Raw genomic sequence first — 21,595 nt, forward strand, 5'->3', positions numbered from 1 at the left:
CTTGCATCTTCTGGGGTTCTCCCCGTCAGATCAGTGTTTGTCTTCCTTGTTGCCCATGGCGACATGCCACATATCCCACCCGGCAAGACCCACCGTCAGTGCTACGATCAACGCAAGGTCAAAGCGGGTGACATAGCCCACAAGAATGCCGACAAATCCGACAAGCACAGCAAAGGACAGAAGTGCCATGGCACGGTTCAAAAGACTGTTTTCCATTATGCGTTCTCCTGACTGCTGAGATGTGATTTCAACCAGTTGGCGGTCCGCATCAAACGCGCATCATCGCCAATGCGACCAACAAGCTGCACGCCCATCGGCATTCCGCCTTCTGACCACAAAAGCGGGATGGTCACAGCGGGCGTTCCGCAGAACGTCCACAACCCGTTAAAGATCGGATTGCCCGTGGTCTGGTGGTTGGCCGGTGCCGGGCCGGTGGCTGCTGGTGTGATGATCGCATCACAGCGATTGAACACTTCGTCTAGCCCGGCATTCAGGACCTTGCGCCAGTCAAGGGCGGCCAGATAATCGCGCGCCTTGACGTCATTGCCCTTGTCGATGGCCTCAAGGATTTCAGGCGACAGGTGATCTCGGCCACGCTTTTCATAACCGTAATAATCCTTGGCCATTTCGGCAAAGTTGATCCGGGCCCGCAGGGCATTTGCATCTTCAAATGCCTTGGGCAACGGGGCCTCGAAGCATTGATCGCCGAGCATTTCGGTAATTTCCCGAAACGCCATGATGGTTTCCTTGTCCGCGACCTCGTCAAATTGGGGCGGCCGGACAAAGGCAAACATCGGGGTGACCAAGGGATCGCTTTTGGCGACATCGACCAACCTTGGTGTCGGGCTTGGTTCTGTTGCCGGGTCCCCTGCGTCATATCCAAACAGGCTTTCGGCCACCATCGCCGCCCCGGTGATCGAATTGGCGAAAACACCGATTGTATCAAGGCTCGGACTTTGGCTAAGAACGCCGGTCCGGGCAATCGCGCCAAAGGTCGGCTTGAACCCGACAACACCGCAAAACGATGCCGGTCGAATAACCGATCCACCGGTTTGCGTCCCCACGGCAAGCGGCACCATGGCCGCTGCCACCGCGGCTGCCGACCCGGCCGATGATCCACCGGGTGTATGATCCGGGTTATGCGGGTTGCGCGTTTTGGACGGATGCATGAAGGCAAGCTCGGTCGAAACCGTCTTGCCCATAATGATCGCACCGGCCGCCTTCAGACGCGATACCAGAACCGCGTCTTCTTCCGGCACACGCCCCTTATCAAGGACGGTGCCGTTTTCAGTCGGGATCTTGGCGGTATCGATGACATCTTTCAGACCGACAGGAAGCCCATGCAACGGACCAATCGGCGCACCTGATTGACGCCGCGCATCAAGGGCACGGGCCTGGGCAATCGCATGATCGCTATCAAGCCACGCCCATGCCTGAACCTTGGGTTCGATCTCGGCAATGCGCGCCAGGCAGGCTTCGACATATTCAACCGCGCGCACCGCCCCGCTGGCAAGGCGGTCGCGCAGTTCGACAACGTCAAGTGTCAATAGCGGGTTGATATTACTCATCTCATCCCTCCCTTAACGTGCGCCATAGAACAGATCTGGCAAATGGAACACGATTTGCGGGAAGGCGTACATCAGAACCATGCTGACGATCACCATGAACAGGAATGGCATGATCCCCTTGAAGATATCGGTCAACAATATCCCGCTGGGCGCCACCCCTTTTAGGTAATAGGCCGACATCGCCATGGGCGGAGTCAGGAACGAGGTCTGCAGGTTCAGCGCCACAAGGATACCAAAGAACAGCGGATCGATATCAAACAGCGGCAGAAGCGGCAGGAAGATCGGAACGAAGATGATGATGATCTCCGACCATTCCAGCGGCCAGCCCAGCAGGAAGATGATCAACTGTGCCAGCAGAAGGAACTGAAGCGGTGTCAGGTCCAGACCACCGACAAACTCGGCAATCACATGTTCACCACCAAGGTAGGAGAACACTGACGAGAACGTATAGGAACCGACAAACAGCCAGCACACCATCGCCGATGTCCGCACCGTCAGATAAACTGACTCCCGCAGGCGATCAAAGGTCAGCGCCCGATAGGCTGCTGCCAGCAACATCCCGCCAAGCGCACCGATGGACGCTGCCTCGGTCGGAGTAGCAAGGCCAAACAGGATCGATCCCAGAACCGCCAAAATCAGGAAGGCCAGCGGGAAGAACGAGGTTGCCAGCATCCACAGGACTTTCGGCAACGGCACTTCCGGAATTTCATCGCTGGTCGGACGGGGGGCTGCCTTTGGCTGCAACATTGCACGCCCCATGACGTACAAAAGATACAAGCCAACAAGGGTCAGACCCGGCAACAGCGCACCGGCATAAAGCCGCACGATCGAAACACCCGACGCCGCGGCATAAACAATCAGCATGATCGACGGCGGGATCAGAATGCCCAGCGTCCCGCCAGCACAAATGATGCCCGACGCAAAGCTTTTGTCATAGCGCGCCTTAAGCATCGCAGGCAGCGCCAGCATCCCCATAAGGGTTACCACCGCGCCGACAATGCCGGTTGCGGTTGCAAACAGCGCACAGGTAATCAGGGCCGCAACGCCAAGCGATCCGGGAATGTTACGCGCCGCAATATTCAGGGTGGAAAACAGCCGGTTCACGATATTGGCGCGTTCAACGATATAGCCCATGAACAGGAACAACGGCACGGCGGTCAGAACTTCGTTCGACATCACCGTGTATGTCTGGTTGATGAACAAATCGAATATTCGGTTGTTAAACGCCCCTTCGAACCACGTTATCACCGAGGTCAGGGTTTCGCTGTCCTCAGCCAGCCGGTTAAAGGCCCGCCACATGCGGCCTGCATCGAAATAAGCGTAATATCCAAACCCGATGCCAAGCGCCATCAGGGTAAAGGCAACCGGGAAACCGAGGAATACCAGTATAATAAAGATGCCCAGCATCATCAGGGCGACATGTGCGTCAATCACGTTGGCTGCTCCGTTCGGGGGCGTGTATCGCGTATGGCTCAGCGTTCTGGTTGATCTTGATCGTCATGGGATCAGTCTTCCTTGGCCACTTTTTGCTTCATCAGCAATTCTTCGGTTTCCTGAACATCATCATCGGCATTGCGCCAGTACCCTTCACGGATACACAAAATGCAGCGCATCACCTGTGCGATGCCCTGGATGAACAAAAGAATGCCGGCTGCGACAATCACTGCCTTGAATTGAAAGATCGGAACACCCGCCGGGCTGTTCACGCTTACTTCCCCATAGCCCCAAGAACGGGCGGCATATTTCCAGCCCGACAGGATCAGGGCGGTCACACCCGGGAAGAAGAAGAAGATATAAAGAACCAGATCAACCTTGGCCTGGGTTGTGGGTTTCCACAGACGATAAAGGAAATCGCCGCGGACATGCCCGCCACGAGACAGGGTATAGGCCCCACCCATCATGAACAATGTGCCATACATGATAAATGACACATCAAGCGACCATGTGGTTGGCGCATTAAATAGGTATCGCGATGCCACCTCATAGCTCATGCCAAGCGTCATGAGGATAATCAACCAGCCAAAGGCCTTGCCAAACCAGGCCGAAAGCTTGTCCGCGAATTCAATAAATCCAATCATGAAATCCTGTCCGTTCGCGTATTGACTGCTCCGCCAGCCAAAAGATCAGGCCAACGGAGCAGTCAGGATCATCAAAACACTGAAATCCGAAACAGGGATCAGAGTTTCAGTTTGCCCGGGAAGTAGTGTTCATAAGCGAGCTGATAATCAGGCGAGTTCATCAGTTCATAGAAGGTCACACGTTCGACCCAGGCACGCTGGCTGTCGAGAACCCGTTTCATGAACGGATCTTCTTCAAGTGTCGGGATCAGTTTGTCCCAGGCTTCAAGCTGTGCGGCCAGGATCTCTTTCGAGGTCCGGTGAACTTCTACGCCCTCATCCTGCAATTTCTGCAGATCCGAGGAATAGTTGTCCATCGCAAGCGCCGTGTTCGAAGTCGACGCCGCCTCAACAGAGTGACGCAGGATCGCCTGCAGATCCGGCTCAAGGTCTTCCATCAGGGATTTGTTGAACAGGAACTCGAAGCTTTCCGATGCCTGATGGTACGAAGACAGATAGTAGTTCTTCGCAACATCCTGTGCGCCAAAGCGCATGTCAGACGACGGGTTGTTGAATTCGAACGCGTCAATCACGCCACGTTCCATCGCCGGCACAATCTCGCCGCCCGGAAGCTGTGCGACCGACATGCCCATCGACTGCAGAAGGTCTGCTGCCAGACCCACCGTGCGGTATTTGAAGCCTTCGATATCGGCAACGGTGTTGACCTGCTCCTTGAACCAGCCGAACGGCTGTGCTGGCATCGGGAAGCCAAGAAGACCAACAACATCCAGACCCATCACATCCTGGGTCAGTTCGCGATAGAACTCTTCACCACCGCCAGCATAGAACCAGCTCAGCATGGTGGTTGCGGAACCACCAAACACCGGACCGGTGCCAAACAGCGATGCTGCCTTGTTCTTGCCGTACCAGTAAACCGGCACGGAATGGGCGATATCAATCACGCCGTCATTGACGCCATCAAGAACCTGGAAGGCAGCAACAACAGCACCTGCCGGCAGAAGGTCGATTTTCAGACGACCACCCGACATGGCTTCAACGCGATCAACATACTGCTGGGCAAAGGTCATCCAGATGTCGGATGACGGCCAGGAAGTCTGCATCTTCAGAACCATCGGTGCCGGCTGCGCGTGGACAGCCGGTGCGGCAAACATCCCGGTTGCCGCAGCACCACCCGCCACAACCCCGGTCGCCCCTTTGGTCAGGAACGAACGACGGGACACTTCCTTGGACTTCACGTCTTCAGATTTGGTTTTCATTTCCATTTTTCCTCCCAGATATACCGTTGTTTGCCGTCCACCATTGGCGGGAAACACTCGGTAACTGTCAGCCTTCAAAAGCCCCTGATCTTGATATCCAAGACCATTTTTGATGCGCTTGGTCCGTTTCGGGACCGCAAAAACGGCGCGCATTTTGTTATTGTTAAAGACTTCAACAAACTGGACGCAGGCAGTCTTCCCGCCTTCTACGCCACCCGGTCGCCGGGTTCTTTCCCCTGAAAATAGGCATCAAGGTTATCAAGTGCGCGAAACCCCATGGCATCACGCGTTTCTTCGGTAGCAGACCCTATATGTGGTAACAGAAAGACGTTATTCAACGCGCTAATCCGTTGATTTCCACCGGGTTCGTTGCAAAACACATCAAGGCCCGCTGCAAACAGCTTTCCGCTTTGAAGGGCGGCCACAAGCGCATCCTCGTCCACCAGATTGCCGCGCGCTGTATTCACAAGGATCGCGCGGTCAGGCAGCATCGCAATTGTCTTGCTGTTGATGATGCCTTTTGTCTCTGGCGTTGACGGGCAATGCAGTGACAGCACGTCGGAATGGGCAAACAGGTCTTCGACCGTCTCGTGGAAAATTGCGCCCTTGGCCAGATGATCGGGCAGTGGCTTGCGGTTGTGGTAATGGACTTCCATGCCAAATCCACGTGCCCGTTCGGCCGCGACCTGACCAACCCGGCCCATGCCCAGCACACCAAACCGCTTGCCGGTGACCTGACGCCCGACCATGAAGGCCGGCGACCAGAAATCCCACTTCCCGGCCCGCACCATCGCATCGCCCTCGGCCCCGCGACGCGCCGCACCCAGCATGCACAGCATGGCAATCTCGGCGGTGGCATCCGACAGAACATCGGGCGTGTTGGTCACGACAATCCCGGCATCCTTCGCCGCAGCCAGATCAACGTGATCCACCCCGACAGAATGATTGGCAATGATCTTGAGGCTCTTGGGCAGTTCGGCAATGACATCAGCCGAAAAATGCTCGGAATGGCACGGCAGGACAGCATCGACCTGCTGGCACTTTTCAATGAGCTCTTCACGCGTGAACACGCGGTCTTCGGCATTGGTCAGAACCTGATAGTCCCGCGCGGCGCGTGCCTGTACGGCATCACGCAATCGTCGCGTTATCAGAAGCTTTGGCTTCTCGGGCATGCGGACGCTCCCGGTGATTTCCCTGAAAGTAGTCTTATTTTTTATGATCCTAGGAAACACCTTTACGGAAAATCCAGCAATAGGGGATCAACCAAGAGGCAAGTCTTTTTCACTTCGTGGAAAACCACAAGGCGCGCGAAAGCCATAATATTCACGCCATTGGATATTCAAGCCGTTGATTTCAAATCCTAAAATTCAGAACAGCCCGTTATTTTGGAGTTGTCCCAGAAACAAACGATGTAAAGCAGTTCACACCTCCCGTTTCACCGGTCGCAAAATCTCCACCAAAACAAAAAAAGAGCCGCAACCAATAAGGCTGCGGCTCAATGCCGACAGAGCGCCGGACGGGAAGAACACGTTTCAATGGTGAATTCGCGCACACGGAAATCCCCAGATTTCCCGATTGCGCGAAATGATCACATTTTGACCCAAACGGCCCCGTCCCGACCGGAACGCACGACGGCTTCGACAAATTTCATGCCCTCAAGGCCTTCCTTGACGCCGGGCACCAACATGGCGGCTGCATCGGCCTTGCCATTGGTCAGATGCGCAACCAACTGATCGGCGAAATCGGTATAAAGGTTTGCAAAGCCTTCAAGATACCCTTCCGGATGCCCCGGCGGCACGCGCACACCATGCAGACCTTCGGCCCCGATGCCTGCCCCACCGCGGGTCAGCAATTCCGGACGTCCATCAAGCGGGCGGAAATGCACGTGGTTTGGATGTTCCTGCGCCCATTCAAGGCCGCCCTTGTCGCCATAGATCCTCAGGCGCAGGCCGTTTTCATGGCCAATCGCCACCTGGCTTGCCCACAGCATGCCGCGCGCGCCATTTTCATAGCGCATCAGGATCTGCACATTGTCATCAAGCTTGCGGCCCTCGACGATGGCATCGACATCGGCACAAAGTTCACTTGGCGTCATCCCAGACACAAAGTTCGCAAGGTTATGAGCATGGGTTCCGATATCGCCAAGTGCGCCGCCCATGCCGGCCTTGGCCGGATCGGCACGCCAGTTGGCCTGCTTGTTATCGGTATCCTCGACCTTGGTTGCCATCCAGCCTTGCGGATATTCGACCTGCACCAGCCGGATATTGCCAAGCTTGCCATCCGCCACCATCTGGCGCGCCTCGCGCACCATCGGATAGGCGGTGTAGTTGTGCGTCAAGGCAAACAGAAGGCCGGTTTCCTTCACCTTGGCCGCGATCTTTTCGGCCTCATCGACGGTCATGCAAAGCGGCTTGTCGCAAATCACATGAATACCGGCATCCAGCATCGCCATGGCGGCCGGGAAATGCAGGTGGTTGGGTGTGACAATCGCGCACACATCAATGCCGTCTTCGCGCGCGGCTTCCTGTTTGGCCATGTCTTCAAAACTGGCATAGCTGCGATCACTATCGATAAACAGTTCTGCCGCCGAGGCCGCTGCGACATCGGGCTTGGATGAAAGCGCACCTGCCACCAGTTCATAGCGATCATCCAGTCGCGCCGCGATGCGATGAACGGCCCCGATGAAGGCCCCCTGCCCGCCGCCAACCATGCCCAGGCGCAAACGACGGCCAAGCGATGTTTGTTTGCTCATATCTGCCTCCAAAGTCCAAATGGACGAGTATTGCCCGTGATGCTGCTAGTCGATGCCAAGGATGCGGCGATTTGCCGCCTCGTCCGTGCCACCATCGGCAAAGTCATCAAAGGCTTTCTCTGTCACACGAATGATGTGGTTTTTAATGAATTCGGCCCCTTCGCGGGCACCGTCTTCGGGATGTTTGAGCGCGCACTCCCATTCGAGCACAGCCCAGCCATCAAAATCAATCGCCGCAAGCTTCGAGAAGATCGCACCAAAATCAACCTGCCCGTCGCCAAGCGATCTGAACCGGCCCGCACGATCAACCCAGCCCTGATACCCGGAATAGACACCCTGTCGGCCGGTTGGATTGAACTCGGCATCCTTGACGTGGAACATCCGGATGCGATCAGCGTAAATATCGATGAAATCAAGGTAATCAAGCTGCTGAAGCACGAAGTGGCTCGGATCGTACAGGATGTTGGCGCGCGGATGATTTTTCACCCGTTCCAAAAACATCTCGAACGTCGCCCCGTCAAACAGGTCCTCGCCCGGATGGATTTCATAGCAAACATCAACACCCGCCTCGTCGGCGGCATCGAGGATCGGTGTCCAGCGCCTGGCAAGTTCGTCAAACGCGGTTTCGATCAACCCGGCCGGGCGTTGCGGCCACGGATAAACAAACGGCCAGGCCAGCGCGCCGGAAAATGTTGCATGGGCGTTAATACCCATATGTTGCGAAGCCTTGATCGCGGCCTTGACCTGTTTGACCGCCCATTCCTGACGCGCCTTTGGATTGCCGCGCACTTCAGGCACGGCAAAACCGTCAAACATCTCGTCATAGGCGGGGTGGACCGCCACAAGCTGGCCCTGAAGATGGGTTGAAAGTTCGGTCACCTGCACGCCGTGCCCGGCAAGTTTACCGATCACTTCATCACAGTAATCCTTGCTTTCGGCGGCCTTTTCGACATCAAACAGGCGCTTGTCCCAGCTTGGAATCTGAACACCTTTATAGCCGAGTGACGCCGCCCAGCGACCAATCGCGTCAAGACTGTCGAACGGGGCTTCGTCGCCGGCAAATTGCGCCAGAAAGATCGCCGGTCCCTTAAGCGTTTTCATCTCAGACCTCTTTAACTGCGTTCTGGTGGAAATCAGTGGAAATCGGGCTGCGTCGGGCGGCGACCGCCCGACGCAAGAGTGCTTGTCCCAACCAAAGTTCGTTTAGAACGGGCTGTCCGGGAAATAGAAGTTCTCGGCATTTTCCTGGGTAACAACAGTCGCACCCAGGATATAGCGACCTTCAACCGGCGCATTCGACGTGAACTTCATAACGGTCACGTCCATCGCCGTTGCGATCATTGCCGGCGGATACAGAACATCAATCGGGGTCAGTTCATCGCCATCCATCACGCGTTTGATGATGTCTTTCATGCCAGCACCGCCAACGATGAACATCTCATCGGTACGATCGGCCTGTTTGACGGCTTCGATCACGCCAAGGGCGATGTCGTCATCCTGTGCCCAGACCGCGTTGATTTCCGGGAAGCGCGACAGGAAGTCCTGCATCACTTCATAGCCGTCATCACGGTTCCAGTTGGCATGTTTCATATCAAGGATTTCGATGTTCGAGCCGTCAAGCGCTTCGACAAACGCGTCCACACGCTCGGTATCGATCGTGGTCGGAATACCGCGAAGAACAACGATCTTGCCTTCGTCATTCAGGCGTTCACGGATATATTCGCCCGAAACACGGCCAAGTTCCGGGTTGTTGCCCGCAACATAAACGTCTTCAATCCCCGGAAGCGAAAGACCACGGTCAACCACGGTAACAAACTTGCCCGCCTGTTTGACCTGCTGGACCGGCACGGTCAGCGGATCAGACTCAAACGGCAGAACGACCAGAGCGTCGATATTCTGAACCGACACCAGATCTTCAAGATCGTTGGCCTGTTCGGTTGCACCATTCGCGCTGACCACAATGACATCGATATTGGGATAGGTTGCCTCAATACGCTTTTCGGCCTGTTCGGCATGCCAGTTCAGGCCACCTGCCCAACCATGGGTCGCTGCCGGGATCGAAACCCCGATCTTGATCTTTTCCTGTGCGATTGCACCGGTCGATGCCAAACCAAGGCCCAGAACACAGGCGGCCCCCAGATATTTTGTAAACGTTTTCATCAACGTTTCCTCCTGATCAAAAAAATGATGCGTTTTCACATTCTTCCCGGACGTTGATCGCCGGTTATTTGCTCTTTTTGCGTCGCCAGTCCCCGCGCTGCAGGAATACCGCAACGATGATGATCAGACCCTGAACTGCTCCGTTCAGATAGTTACTGATCGCATCCGTCAAATTCAGAATATTGCCAATCGTGGTCAGCATGATCGCGCCGATCACCGTGCCCCAGATCCGGCCATAACCACCCTTAAGCATCGTGCCACCAATGATCACGGCAGCAATGGCTTCAAGTTCCCAAAGCACCCCGGTCGAGCTTGAGGCCGACCCAAGACGCGGCACATAAATGATGGTCGCAACCGATACGCACAGCCCCTGAATGACATAGGTCAGGGTCTTCACACGGTCGACATGGATTGCCGAATACCGCGCAACCTGCTCGTTTGAGCCAATCGCGAAGCATTTCCGCCCGAACGGCGTCATGTTCAGCAAAACATAGCCCGCAACCGCCACGGCAAAGAACACAAGCACCGGCACAGGAATGCCCAGAATGTCGCCGTAATAGACCGGGCGATAAACACCGCGCACATCGAAATCAAGCGACAGGGTCCCGCCATCGGCCATATAGGTCACAAGCGACCGGTAAATCCCCATGGTGCCAAGTGTGACGATGAACGCTTCGATCTTGCCCTTGGTGCTGACCAGGCCATTAACGGCACCGGCCGCAATCCCCAGCAAAACCGACAACACCACACCGATCAAAACCGTCTCGATCCCGGCCCCCAGCGTTGCGACAAGCGTATTCATCACAACAATCATCGCACCCGAAATAAACGCCGCCATCGAGCCCACCGAAAGATCAATGCCACCCGCGGTGATCACAAAGGTCGCACCCACCGCGATGATGCCGATAAAGGCCGCACGGGTGAAAATGTTCGAAAGGTTGCCGCCGCTCAGGAACGCGTCATTAATACCCGTGCCCAGAACAAACAGGCCAACGAGGGCCAAAAACGGACCCAAGGCTTTGAAATCGATATTGAAACCACTCGAAGTCGAAGCTTCAGAGCGCTCAAGGCTACTCATGAACAGACACTCCCTGCTTGCCTGAAATTCCTGTCGCGTGCCGCATGATTTCATGCTCGTTGCGGTCGTTTCCTTCGAGAATGCCGGTGATACGGCCCGCCGCCATGACCGCGATGCGATCAGACAGGCCAAGCATTTCCGGCATTTCAGACGACAGGAGAATGACGGATTTACCGCGTTTGGTAAGATCGCCGATGAAATGATAAATCTGGCTTTTGGTGCCGATATCGATGCCGCGCGTCGGCTCGTCGATGATCACGACTTCCGGGTCGGTCTCCATGACTTTCGCCAGCAAAAGCTTCTGCTGATTACCGCCGGAAAAATCACCGACCTTGGCTTTCGGATCGGCCGCGCGAATGTCAAAGGCCTCGATCGCATTCGCCAGTGCGGCTTCTTCGGCCTTGCGATTGAGGATCACGGTGCCGAATTTTTCAAGTGCCAGCAAAGTCAGGTTGGGCCGCATATCCATATTCAGCAACAACCCGCTGCCCTTGCGATCCTTGGTCAGATAGGCAATGCCGCATTTCTTCGCGTCCTGAAGGCTGTGGATCGAAACCGGTTCGCCATTGCGTTCGATCTCGCCAGATGATCTGTCGCGCAGGCCAATGATCGCCTCCATCAAGGCTGTCCGCCCGGCCCCGACAATCCCGGCAAAGCCCAGAACTTCCCCGCGACGTAGATCAAAGCTGGCATCACGCACTTGGCCCTCAACCGATACATTGCGAACAGACATGGCAACATCATGGGCCTCAACCGGCGCGCGGTCGGGGAACATCTGTTTGATGTCCCGCCCGACCATCAGGCGCGCCATATCGTCTTTTTCAACATCCGCCACCGGCTCGGTCGTGATCAGGCGCCCGTCGCGCAGAACCGTCACCCGGTCGGCAATCGCCTTGATCTCGTCAAGCTTGTGGGAAATGTAAAGGATCGCGACACCTTGTTCGCGCAGGCGCCGGATCTGATCAAACAGGATATCAACCTCGCGCCCGGTCAAGACCGCGGTTGGTTCATCAAGGATCAGGATATCGGCGTTTTTCGAAAGTGCCTTGGCAATTTCGACCATCTGACGGTCCGAAACCGCAAGATCCTTGATGCGCGTGCGCGGGTCGACATCGCATTGCAATTGATCCAGAAGCTTTTTGGCTTCCGCGCGCATCGCCGCCTTGTCAAGGAACCAGCCCCGCTTGATCTCGCGGCCAAGGAAAATGTTCTCTTCGACGGTCAGTTGCTCGGCCAGGTTCAGTTCCTGATGGATCAGGATGACACCGTGATTTTCGGCAACTTCACTGTCTTCAAACGTGACCGCAGTCTGATCAAGACTAAGCGCGCCACTGGTCGGCTGATGATAGCCAGACAGGATTTTCACTAAAGTCGATTTGCCCGCACCATTTTCGCCCAAAAGCGCATGCACTTCCCCCGCACGCAGATCGATGGAAACATCGAAAAGCACCTGTGCCGGGCCAAATGACTTGCAAATCTCCCGACCGGACAGCCGCACGCGCGCCTGCTGATCGGGATTAACGGCGTGAACAGCCGCATCCGTCATGAATATATCCTCCCTAGCGTCGCATTTGTTGCGATCAACTGCTTATTAAGGCCTGTGTAAACGTTTTCATTTTCGATGTAAACCTTTACATTTTGCTCGGAGTGATCAAAATCACCTGCCGATCCGGGCGTAGAATGCCGCTGGACAGCCTGCAACCGGCGGAGTAGGAAGAAGAATGACTGAAAAAATCGCGACGATTGAAGATGTTGCCCGCCAGGCAGGGGTGTCTATTGCCACTGTCAGCCGGGCCTTGCACAAACCCAATGTGGTTTCCGAAACCACACGCGAAAGAGTGCAAACTGCCATCGCCGCGACCGGTTACACCGCCAATGTCATGGCCCGGAACCTGCGCCTGAACCGTTCGGGGATGATTCTTTTGCTGGTGCCTGATATCGGAAACCCTTTCTTTTCGGCGATTCTGTCCGGCATTGAAAAGGGTGCCAGTCAGGCGGGCTACAACGTCCTGATTGGCGATACGCAAAACGATCCCGAACGCGAAGCAACCTATGCCGCCTATCTGCGCAGCAATCAGGCCGATGCGATGATCCTGCTCAATGGCAGGCTCCCGGCACCGCTTGCCAAGGCCCCGGCGAACGCCACACCACCGGTGGTGATTGCCTGCGAACGCATTCCGGGATGTGCGCTGCCAACCGTCATCATTGATAATGACGAGGCATCCTTTGTTGCGACCAACCATCTGATTGATCTCGGCCATACCCGCATCGCCCATGTCAGTGGCCCGACGGGCAACATCCTGACCACGGATCGGGTGACCGGATATCGTCGCGCCCTGAAATCAGCCGGCATCACCCACGAGCCAGGCCTGATTTATCGCGGCGATTTCTCCATCGATTCCGGCATTGCCGCCGGGCGTGCGCTTCTGGCCGATCCAAAGACCCGACCAACGGCCGTGTGTTGCGCCAGTGACGGCATGGCGATCGGGGTGATTGTGGCGGCCAAGGAAGTCGGGCTTCGTATCCCGCATGATCTATCGGTTGTCGGCTTTGACGATATTCCGCATGCCGCGGCCTATGACCCGCCGATCACAACCGTGCGCCAACCGCGCCGCCGTCTGGGCGAACAGGCGATTGCCTTGCTTCTGGATCGTCTGGGATCAAAAACACCGCCGTCACACGGCGAAACCGGACCGGTGATCATCCCGACCGAACTGATCGTCCGTCAAAGTACCGGCCCCTGCCCGAGTTAGCGGCCCCTCTTAGGCACTGGCAATCTTAGGCACCTCTAATCTCAGGCACTGGCAATCTTTTGCCACTCGCCCATGACGGAACGCGCGTTTCCTTCATGATCCTCGCCGGATTTGGCAATTTCAGAGGCAAAGATTTCAAACCGGATACCATTGGGATCGCGCATAAATAACCGGCGCGACTTGCCGTCATCCTCGCTGTGATAGACCACCTTGTGCTGGAACAGATGGTTCTGCCAGGCGATCACATCACGCGGGGCTGAACAGCGCAACCCGATATGAAACACATCATCGGGCATGTTTGGATCGTCCGGATAAGGCCCGGTATCGGCCGGCCAGTCAAAGAAGGACAGGCGCGTGCCATCGGGCAGCGCATAGGTAATCAGCAAATAATCGGATTTCCACGACGGGCTATAGCCACTTTCCGCGTGGACCAGTGTTGCGCCCACCACTTTGGAATAAAAATGGTCGGTCGCCTCAAGATCGCGGGTCGGAAATGCAAGATGGTCGACACTTACAGGTGCAGGTGACATGGGGCCTCCTCCGTCTGAATGTATCCGTGTTACTGGCGCGACAACATGATGGTAATCATGAATGCGCCCCATGATCAACAGATGGGGCAATGGCCCTTCGAAATCAATGCGATTGCCCCTTGATCAAACCGTCATGAAACCACAACATGCACAGAGGCGCGAAATCGCCTAATAAAGGCGACATTGCAGTATTGACCGCCCCTGCCCCCGCTGCTATTGGGACGCAGCAAAACGCATTTGGCAAACCCGAAGGATGGAGGCATCTGATGAATGAATACAGTTTATCTGTCTCCGTCTATTGGATGACGCACCGTCAGGCTGACCACTAGAAAAGCCGGTTGCCCCCACCAATTTGGTGATTTTGCCCAAACCCGGAACCTGACAGCGTGATCGCGCGTTCCGAGTTCACCCGCATTCCCCGTGACATAGTTGTAGAGAGCCGTCCATGCCCGCAACGCCCTATTACCTGATCGACAAGTCCAAGCTGCTGCGCAACATGGAAAAGATCGCCTATGTGCGCCAACATTCTGGTGCAAAAGCACTTTTGGCGCTGAAATGCTTTGCGACCTGGTCGGTGTTTGACTTCATGTCGGACTATATGGATGGCACGACGTCATCCTCACTCCATGAGGTCAAGCTGGGCCGTCAGAAGTTCGGCAAGGAGACGCACGCCTATAGTGTCGCCTATTCCGATGACGAGATCGGCGAAGTGGTTGAGAATGCCGACAAGATCATCTTCAATTCCATCAGCCAGCTGACCCGCTTTGCCGATCAGGCATCCGGCATTGTGCGGGGGCTTCGCCTGAACCCGCAGGTCTCGACCTCAAGCTTTGATCTGGCCGACCCGGCCCGCCCGTTCTCGCGTCTGGGCGAATGGGATGTTGCCAAGGTCGAAGCGGTGATGGACCGCATTTCCGGCTTCATGATCCACAACAACTGCGAAAATGCCGACTTTGATCTGTTTGATCAGATGCTGGGCAATATCGAGGAAAAGTTTGGCTCGCTTCTGGCGCGCGTTGAATGGGTCAGCCTGGGCGGCGGCATCCACTTCACCGGCGAAGATTACCCGCTCGATAAATTCTGCGCACGGCTCAAGGCGTTTTCCGAGAAATTCGGCGTGCAGGTCTATCTTGAACCGGGCGAAGCATCGATCACCAAAAGCACCACCCTTGAGGTCACCGTGCTTGATACCCTGTTTAACGGCAAAAACCTTGCCATCGTCGATAGCTCGATCGAAGCCCACATGCTTGATCTTCTGATCTATCGCGAAAATGCCAAGGTCCTGCCGAACACGGGTGATCACCCCTACATGATTTGCGGCAAGTCCTGCCTTGCCGGCGACGTATTTGGCGAATTTGATTTCGAAAACGAGATCAAGGTCGGCGACCGTATCTCCATTCAGGATGCGGCCGGCTACACCATGGTGAAAAAGAACTGGTTTAACGGGGTCGGCATGCCGTCCATCGTGATCCGGGAACTCGACGGAACAGAGCGCGTTGTGCGTGAGTTCAGTTTTGACGACTACGTTTCGAGCCTTTCGTAAAACACGAAAGCGCAGTTTTCATAGCGAACCGGGGAAGTGTTTCCCCACCTCTCAAAACAGGGGAGTTTTTGGCCCGACATGAAAAAGAATGTTCTGATTATCGGCGCAGGTGGCGTCGCCCAGGTCGTTGCACATAAATGCGCACAGCATAATGACGTGCTTGGCGATATTCATATCGCATCGCGCACGGCATCCAAATGCCAGTCCATCATCGACAGCATCCACGAAAAGAAAAACCTCAAAAACCCCGGTGTTCTTGAAGGTCACGCTCTGGATGCGACCGATGTTGATGCCACTGCGGCCCTGATCGAAAAAACCGGCTGCCAGATCGTCATTAATGTCGGCTCTGCCTTTATCAACATGCCGGTCATGTCGGCCTGCATTAAAACCGGTGTCGCCTATCTCGATACCGCCATCCATGAAGAGCAGGACAAAATCTGCGAAACCCCGCCATGGTATGCCAACTATGAATGGAAGCGCCGTGCCGAGTGCGAGGCCGCTGGCGTTACCGCCATTCTTGGCGTCGGCTTCGATCCGGGCGTGGTAAATGCCTATGCCAAACTGGCGGTCGAAGATTACTTCGATAAGATTGACTCGATCGACATCATCGACATCAATGCCGGCAGCCATGGCAAATACTTTGCCACCAACTTCGATCCGGAAATCAACTTCCGCGAATTCACCGGCACGGTCTATTCCTGGCAGGACAGCAAATGGCAGTCGAACAAGATGTTCGAAGTCAAAAAGATCTGGGACATGCCAGTCGTCGGCGAAAGCCAGACCTTCATGACCGGCCATGACGAAGTCCATTCCCTGTCCCAGAACCTTGACGTGCCAAACGTCCGCTTCTGGATGGGCTTTGGCGATCACTACGTCAATGTATTCACGGTCCTGAAAAACATCGGCCTCCTGTCGGAAAAACCGGTCACAACCGCCGAGGGCCTCGAAGTCGTGCCGCTCAAGGTCGTCAAGGCCTGCCTGCCGGACCCAAGCTCCTTGGCTCCGGACTATACCGGCAAGACCTGCATCGGTGATCTGGTCAAGGGTACGAAGGAGGGCAAGGAAACCGAAGTCCTGATCTATAATGTGGCGGACCACAAGGACGCCTACAACGAAGTCGGAAGCCAGGGCATTTCCTACACCGCTGGCGTACCGCCCGTCGCGGCCGCGATGCTGATCGCAACCGGCGAGTGGGACGTGAAAAAGATGGCAAACGTCGAAGAACTGCCATCCAAACCGTTCCTGAATTTGCTCAACGGCATGGGTCTCCCTACCCGCATCAAGGACGCCGATGGCGACCGGGCGCTCGACTTCTCCTAAGTCATTCGCGTAACGCACAAACGAAATGGCGGGTTTCGACCCGCCATTTTGCGTTTTTGATAAGGTCGTCATTCCCGCGAAGGCGGGAATCCCCCGCCATTCGAACCGCTATAGATTGCAAGACTAGGCATCGCTCCGCCCGGAATGACGATGCGCAACACCCGCGCCTCAGGCGCGTCGCCAACTCACGATCACACCACACGTCACCAGAACGGCTCCAAACCCGGCCACGGCGGCAAAGCCGAACCCGGCATAAATCGGTCCCATGATCATCGGCCCGGCAAACACCGCCGAATAGGTCACCGCACTATTCAGCCCCATCACCGCTCCGCGCGCATCAGACGCCTGTCGGTTCAGCGACACCACCATCGTATTCAGACCAAGCTGATTAAGCATCCCCCAGATGGCAGTACCCGCCATGGCGCTGATCTGGCTTTGCAGGGTCAATCCCCAGGTGGCATAACTTGTCGCAATCGCGATCAACACCAGACACAAATACCCACGGGTAATTTTGGGCGATATCACGCCCAAAACAAATCCCATGACGCCAAACCCCACGCCATAGGCCATGACAAACATACCGCTGCCCTGTGCTGACAGGTCAAAGGCTGTGCGCACACCGACCCCGAAAAACGCAAAACAGCCGTAAAACGCGGTCATATAAACCAGCATCACCGCCAGTAACTGCCACACACCCGGCAGCCGAAATGCGCGCAAGGGCGATGTCCGCGTGCTCATCCCGCCGCGCACATCCGACAGCAACATCACCAGAATACCAGCCACCAGCACCGACAGCCCGGCCATCAGGAAATAAACCATCCGCCAGCCAAGATGCTCGGTAATGAACGCTGCGGCGGGGACTGCCACCACCAACGATAACGCCCACCCGGTCAGAACCACACCAAGCCGTGCTGCCTCCCGCCCCTTGGGGGCTGTGGCGGTGACCGTGGCATAGGATCCCGGCAACAACACACCAACCGCCACCCCGGCCAGCGCCTGCGACAGACACAGCCACATCCAATGCTGACTGAGCCCGCTTGAAACCTGCGCCACCGCCAGCAAAAGGGCCGCACCGCCCAAAACACGCCCGACCGACATCCGGTCAATCATCCCGGCCAGGGTCAGCGCCGATAGTGCCGTCGCCGCCCCGAACGCCGAAATCGCCCAGGCCACATGATAGGTCTGCGTCGAAAGCCCGCCTGCCACTTCTGACAGGATCGGGCTTAAAACAAACGAATTCGACCCGACAAGCAACACCGCGCCAAGCAGGGCCAGAACCTTTACTTGCGCAATGGCATTCGGATTAATCTCGGCATTTTGGTCTGTCATACCGCCATGTGATATGATTTGCCCTGTTTTAGGCAAGGAAATTCGATACTTAGCAGATAAAATCGAGCTCCGCTCAGTAACGGGACCATCCCCGACAGAATTGCCACTGATGGCATCACGCACCGTATTGGATGCAGCAACGGCGCGAGTCACCGCCGAACATGCCAAAACACACCACACCACGCGCGGCAACACAAAGGTTTGCGCCGCAAAATACGGCGCGCACTGAATTCTATACCTTTGGTTGATGAATTTACGCACAAGGCTTGGCGTGCATGAATTACACGCGATTTCACCCCACCCTTGCGGGTAGCCGGAACCCGCTGCCGCGTTGCAAAATAAATCGTTCAAAATCAACTATTTGACAACCGAAAGCGGTTTCGGATAGCGTTTCCCTGTTCCGAAAGCGGTTTCGGAACATCAAACACCGTCAAAAAGGCGGTGAAAAGCAGTAGAGCCTGTTGCATCAAATTTGCTTCGCTTTGTTTGTTTTTGGCGTGTCGTTTGGCAAGGCACAGCGTGCAGAGCGATGCGGCGCATCGGTCAAACGGTGTAACGCCGCGAAACGCCGCCAAAAACGAACCCTGTGGGCCGGGACATTCTTCCGCCCCGCAGCGTCAAGGTCCTTGAACCTTAGCCCCGCTACGCACAGCGGACCTTTCTTTGCCGGACAGAAGGATGTCCTCGGCAAAGTGAGGCAAATTTGATGCAACAGGCTCTAACGAAGACACTCAGGGAGGTTCCGTGCCGCGCGTTCGGAAGCAAAACGAAACCATGTCGATTGCCCGGCTGGCCAAACATCTTGGTTTGTCCGAGGGAACCGTTTCGCGCGCGCTTAACAATTATCCCGATATCGCCGAAAAAACCGTTGCCCGTGTGCGCAAGGCCGCCGATGAGCTGGGCTATCGCCCGTCAACCACCGCCCGGCGTCTTGCCCGTGGTATTGTCGAAACCATCGGCTTTGTCCTGCCCGCCCGCGACGGCCATCAGATCGATCCGTTTCTGGCCGAAATTCTCGATGGGCTTGCCACCGAACTTGCCCTGTCTGACTGGGACTTGCTGGTCTCCGCCGTTCCCGATGGTCATGACGAGGTCGAAGTCATGGACCGCCTGATCCGCTCAGGCAAGGTCGGCGGATTTGTTGTCGCGCGCACCAAACGCCATGATCCCCGCATTGATTTCCTGCGCACATCACATATCCCGTTTGTCGCGCAAGGCCGGACAGAGAACTGCGACGATTACGCATGGCTTGATATCGACAATGAAAAGGCCTTTGTCGATGCGGTGAATTATCTGGTCGGCCTTGGCCATCGCAAGATCGCCTATCTCGGCGGCGATCCCGAACTTAATTACGCCTGGCAACGGCGCGCGGGCTATCTTGCCGCGACCAAGGCCAATGGCTGCGACATTCTTCCGGGCTATATGCATGACGGCATCACCAACGAACTGGCCGCCCGCGAGGCCGTCCTGGAAATTCTCAAACTCCCCGATCATCCGACCGCCATTTTGTGCGTCACCGATGCCGTTGCCATCGGCGCCATCCATGCGCTGGCCCATGCCGGTATCGACGTCGGAACGGAAATGTCCGTGATTGGTTTTGATGGCCTGCCGATGGGCGAGGCCATCCATCCCGGCCTGACCACCATGAGCCAGGCCAGCTATCAGATCGGCCGTGAAGTCGGCCGGATCGTTGTTGCCCAAGCAAACAGGGCAAACAAGGCAAATTCGCCTGCATCCGAATTTTCCCAAATTCTGTGGGAAGCATCGCTGACCGTCCGTGGGTCAGCCAACCCGCCAGCATTGAAGCTGGCCGCAAATGCCAAGGGAGGCATCTCATGAAAACAAGGTTTACGCGTGCTTTAACGCTTGCTGCCGCTGGTCTGCTGGTTTCCACCAGCATCGCCAGTGCGCAACTGCGGTTCTGGACCACCGAAGAACAACCCGAACGACTGGCCAAACAAGAAGAAATGGCCAAGGAGTTCGAAGCCAAAACCGGCACCTCTGTGGAAGTCATTCCGGTCACTGAAACCGAACTTGGCACGCGTGCCACCGCCGCCTACGCCGCCGGTGACTTGCCAGACGTCATTTACCTGACCCTGCAATATGTCCTGCCCTGGTCCGAGGCCGGCATCCTTGATACCGAAGCCAACAACGAAGTCGTCAACCAGTTGGGCAAGGATACCTTCGCCCCGGCCGCGCTTAGCATGGCTGATTTCGACGGCGAAGTTGCCGCGGTCCCCTCTGATGGCTGGACCCAGATGGTGCTTTATCGCAAGGACCTGTTTGACGAGGCCGGTCTTGAGGCCCCCAACACGTATGCCAATATCGTCAAGGCCATCGAAGCACTGCACAATCCGCCTGAAATGTATGGCTTTGTCGCCGCGACCAAGATCGACGAAAACTTCATGAGCCAGGTTCTCGAACATGTCTTCCTGGCAAACGGCGCAACCCCGGTGGCCGCCGATGGCTCGGTCGGCTTTGACAAGGCAAAACTCGTCGAGGCGCTTGAGTTTTATAAAAAACTCGCCGATGCATCGCCCCCCGGTGATCTGTACTGGAAACAGTCGCGCGAGGTTTACTTCGCGGGCAAAGCAGCGATGATCATCTGGTCGCCCTTCATCCTTGATGAACTGGCAGGCCTGCGCGACAGTGCGCCGCCCACGATTAATAACGACCCGACCTCGGGCGAGCTCGCCTCGAAAACCGGTGTTGTTACCCGCCTGATGGGCCCATCCAACCCGAACGGGGCGGCCTGGGGTGACATTCGCTATTTCGGCATTACCAATGATGCCGATACCGACCCGGCCGAGGAGTTTGTCAAATTCTCGCTCGGTGAAGGTTACACCAGCACCCTTTCCATCGCACCCGAAGGCAAATTCCCGGTCCGTCATGGCACCGCCGACAATCCGGATGAATTTGTTAAGGCATGGGCTACGCTTCCGGTTGGTGTGGACCGCAAAAAGCCGCTGTCAGAGCTTTATGACCCGGCCGTCATCACCGACATCGTTTCCGGTCTTGAAACCGCAAACCGTTGGGGTGTTGCCGAAGGTCAGCTGGCCAAGGCATCGCGCATCATCAACAGTCAGGTCATCAACCGCCGTGTGCGCGAATTTATCGATGGCGAACGTAATGCCGATGCAACTGCTGATCTGATCAACGAAGAAGTCAGCAACATCGAATAAGCGATCTTGATCCGGGGCGCAGATTATCACCGCGCCCCGGATTTCC

General features: G+C 56.1%; 18 protein-coding genes. 5 read left to right on the forward strand and 13 right to left on the reverse strand.

Translation table 11 applies throughout. The features are described from left to right. Positions 1–30: 30 nt before the first annotated feature. From AC5Q5A_RS08360 to AC5Q5A_RS08410, 11 genes are all read right to left on the reverse strand, one after another. Positions 31–216 carry a hypothetical protein gene (locus AC5Q5A_RS08360; protein ID WP_008890028.1) on the reverse strand — a complete coding sequence of 62 codons (186 nt, stop codon included), beginning with the start codon at positions 214–216 and terminating at the stop codon, positions 31–33. Next, positions 216–1,568, reverse strand: coding sequence for an amidase (locus tag AC5Q5A_RS08365; protein ID WP_493894950.1), 1,353 nt, complete (start codon positions 1,566–1,568; stop codon positions 216–218). The genes AC5Q5A_RS08360 and AC5Q5A_RS08365 overlap by 1 nt, the downstream gene beginning before the upstream one ends. 12 nt (positions 1,569–1,580) lie before the next feature. Then, positions 1,581–3,002, reverse strand: a complete 1,422-nt coding sequence (locus tag AC5Q5A_RS08370; RefSeq protein ID WP_008890026.1) for a TRAP transporter large permease — start codon at positions 3,000–3,002, stop codon at positions 1,581–1,583. 71 nt (positions 3,003–3,073) lie between these two features. Beyond that, positions 3,074–3,646, reverse strand: coding sequence for a TRAP transporter small permease subunit (locus tag AC5Q5A_RS08375; RefSeq protein ID WP_008890025.1), 573 nt, complete (start codon positions 3,644–3,646; stop codon positions 3,074–3,076). 98 nt (positions 3,647–3,744) lie between these two features. After that, positions 3,745–4,902, reverse strand: coding sequence for a TRAP transporter substrate-binding protein (locus AC5Q5A_RS08380; RefSeq protein ID WP_040823277.1), 1,158 nt, complete (start codon positions 4,900–4,902; stop codon positions 3,745–3,747). A 206-nt stretch (positions 4,903–5,108) separates the two neighbouring features. Continuing rightward, positions 5,109–6,074 carry a 2-hydroxyacid dehydrogenase gene (locus AC5Q5A_RS08385; protein ID WP_120225599.1) on the reverse strand — a complete coding sequence of 322 codons (966 nt, stop codon included), beginning with the start codon at positions 6,072–6,074 and terminating at the stop codon, positions 5,109–5,111. A gap of 416 nt (positions 6,075–6,490) precedes the next feature. Then, complete coding sequence (locus AC5Q5A_RS08390; protein WP_493894951.1) at positions 6,491–7,654, reverse strand: Gfo/Idh/MocA family protein; 1,164 nt, start codon at positions 7,652–7,654, stop codon at positions 6,491–6,493. Between the two features lie 45 nt (positions 7,655–7,699). Next, complete coding sequence (locus tag AC5Q5A_RS08395) at positions 7,700–8,755, reverse strand: sugar phosphate isomerase/epimerase family protein (protein ID WP_493894952.1); 1,056 nt, start codon at positions 8,753–8,755, stop codon at positions 7,700–7,702. Positions 8,756–8,857: 102 nt separating this feature from the next. After that, the gene (locus AC5Q5A_RS08400; protein WP_040823275.1) at positions 8,858–9,814 is read right to left on the reverse strand and encodes an ABC transporter substrate-binding protein; all 957 of its coding nucleotides are present in this window, start codon (positions 9,812–9,814) and stop codon (positions 8,858–8,860) included. Between the two features lie 64 nt (positions 9,815–9,878). After that, positions 9,879–10,892, reverse strand: coding sequence for an ABC transporter permease (locus AC5Q5A_RS08405; protein ID WP_008890019.1), 1,014 nt, complete (start codon positions 10,890–10,892; stop codon positions 9,879–9,881). Further along, the gene (locus AC5Q5A_RS08410) at positions 10,885–12,438 is read right to left on the reverse strand and encodes a sugar ABC transporter ATP-binding protein (RefSeq protein ID WP_493894953.1); all 1,554 of its coding nucleotides are present in this window, start codon (positions 12,436–12,438) and stop codon (positions 10,885–10,887) included. Before AC5Q5A_RS08410 ends, AC5Q5A_RS08405 begins: the two co-directional genes overlap by 8 nt. Before the next feature lie 175 nt (positions 12,439–12,613). Between AC5Q5A_RS08410 and AC5Q5A_RS08415 the strand changes: the two genes are divergently transcribed. Continuing rightward, positions 12,614–13,645, forward strand: coding sequence for a LacI family DNA-binding transcriptional regulator (locus AC5Q5A_RS08415; RefSeq protein ID WP_197146730.1), 1,032 nt, complete (start codon positions 12,614–12,616; stop codon positions 13,643–13,645). A 41-nt stretch (positions 13,646–13,686) separates the two neighbouring features. Here AC5Q5A_RS08415 and AC5Q5A_RS08420 read toward each other — a convergent pair whose 3' ends face one another. Next, on the reverse strand, positions 13,687–14,175 hold the full coding sequence (locus AC5Q5A_RS08420) for a VOC family protein (protein WP_063086976.1): 489 nt from the start codon (positions 14,173–14,175) through the stop codon (positions 13,687–13,689). A 445-nt stretch (positions 14,176–14,620) separates the two neighbouring features. Between AC5Q5A_RS08420 and nspC the strand changes: the two genes are divergently transcribed. Together nspC and AC5Q5A_RS08430 are read left to right on the forward strand one after the other, a co-directional pair. Next, positions 14,621–15,718, forward strand: coding sequence for a carboxynorspermidine decarboxylase (nspC, locus tag AC5Q5A_RS08425; RefSeq protein WP_493894954.1), 1,098 nt, complete (start codon positions 14,621–14,623; stop codon positions 15,716–15,718). Positions 15,719–15,796: 78 nt separating this feature from the next. Further along, positions 15,797–17,038, forward strand: a complete 1,242-nt coding sequence (locus AC5Q5A_RS08430) for a saccharopine dehydrogenase family protein (protein WP_493894955.1) — start codon at positions 15,797–15,799, stop codon at positions 17,036–17,038. A gap of 168 nt (positions 17,039–17,206) precedes the next feature. On the opposite strand, the gene AC5Q5A_RS08435 is transcribed toward AC5Q5A_RS08430, so the two are convergent. Next, on the reverse strand, positions 17,207–18,367 hold the full coding sequence (locus AC5Q5A_RS08435; protein ID WP_493894956.1) for an MFS transporter: 1,161 nt from the start codon (positions 18,365–18,367) through the stop codon (positions 17,207–17,209). Between the two features lie 744 nt (positions 18,368–19,111). Here AC5Q5A_RS08435 and AC5Q5A_RS08440 point away from each other — a divergent pair. Further along, the gene (locus AC5Q5A_RS08440; RefSeq protein WP_493894957.1) at positions 19,112–20,206 is read left to right on the forward strand and encodes a substrate-binding domain-containing protein; all 1,095 of its coding nucleotides are present in this window, start codon (positions 19,112–19,114) and stop codon (positions 20,204–20,206) included. Next, positions 20,203–21,549 (forward strand): ABC transporter substrate-binding protein, encoded by a 1,347-nt coding sequence (locus tag AC5Q5A_RS08445; protein ID WP_493894958.1) that lies wholly within the window; start codon positions 20,203–20,205, stop codon positions 21,547–21,549. The genes AC5Q5A_RS08440 and AC5Q5A_RS08445 overlap by 4 nt, the downstream gene beginning before the upstream one ends. Positions 21,550–21,595 lie beyond the last annotated feature (46 nt).

This window comes from Thalassospira sp. CA1 (genome assembly GCF_059052855.1).

Excerpts from the sequence above, each read along its gene's own strand:
- AC5Q5A_RS08385 (WP_120225599.1), bottom strand. The coding sequence starts at position 6,074 with ATGCCCGAGAAGCCAAAGCTTCTGATAACGCGACGATTGCGTGATGCC.
- AC5Q5A_RS08375 (WP_008890025.1), bottom strand. The coding sequence starts at position 3,646 with ATGATTGGATTTATTGAATTCGCGGACAAGCTTTCGGCCTGGTTTGGC.
- AC5Q5A_RS08445 (WP_493894958.1), top strand. The coding sequence starts at position 20,203 with ATGAAAACAAGGTTTACGCGTGCTTTAACGCTTGCTGCCGCTGGTCTG.
- AC5Q5A_RS08430 (WP_493894955.1), top strand. The coding sequence starts at position 15,797 with ATGAAAAAGAATGTTCTGATTATCGGCGCAGGTGGCGTCGCCCAGGTC.
- AC5Q5A_RS08410 (WP_493894953.1), bottom strand. The coding sequence starts at position 12,438 with ATGACGGATGCGGCTGTTCACGCCGTTAATCCCGATCAGCAGGCGCGC.
- AC5Q5A_RS08415 (WP_197146730.1), top strand. The coding sequence starts at position 12,614 with ATGACTGAAAAAATCGCGACGATTGAAGATGTTGCCCGCCAGGCAGGG.
- AC5Q5A_RS08435 (WP_493894956.1), bottom strand. The coding sequence starts at position 18,367 with ATGACAGACCAAAATGCCGAGATTAATCCGAATGCCATTGCGCAAGTA.
- nspC (WP_493894954.1), top strand. The coding sequence starts at position 14,621 with ATGCCCGCAACGCCCTATTACCTGATCGACAAGTCCAAGCTGCTGCGC.
- AC5Q5A_RS08360 (WP_008890028.1), bottom strand. The coding sequence starts at position 216 with ATGGAAAACAGTCTTTTGAACCGTGCCATGGCACTTCTGTCCTTTGCT.
- AC5Q5A_RS08390 (WP_493894951.1), bottom strand. The coding sequence starts at position 7,654 with ATGAGCAAACAAACATCGCTTGGCCGTCGTTTGCGCCTGGGCATGGTT.
- AC5Q5A_RS08365 (WP_493894950.1), bottom strand. The coding sequence starts at position 1,568 with ATGAGTAATATCAACCCGCTATTGACACTTGACGTTGTCGAACTGCGC.
- AC5Q5A_RS08395 (WP_493894952.1), bottom strand. The coding sequence starts at position 8,755 with ATGAAAACGCTTAAGGGACCGGCGATCTTTCTGGCGCAATTTGCCGGC.
- AC5Q5A_RS08400 (WP_040823275.1), bottom strand. The coding sequence starts at position 9,814 with ATGAAAACGTTTACAAAATATCTGGGGGCCGCCTGTGTTCTGGGCCTT.
- AC5Q5A_RS08405 (WP_008890019.1), bottom strand. The coding sequence starts at position 10,892 with ATGAGTAGCCTTGAGCGCTCTGAAGCTTCGACTTCGAGTGGTTTCAAT.
- AC5Q5A_RS08420 (WP_063086976.1), bottom strand. The coding sequence starts at position 14,175 with ATGTCACCTGCACCTGTAAGTGTCGACCATCTTGCATTTCCGACCCGC.
- AC5Q5A_RS08380 (WP_040823277.1), bottom strand. The coding sequence starts at position 4,902 with ATGAAAACCAAATCTGAAGACGTGAAGTCCAAGGAAGTGTCCCGTCGT.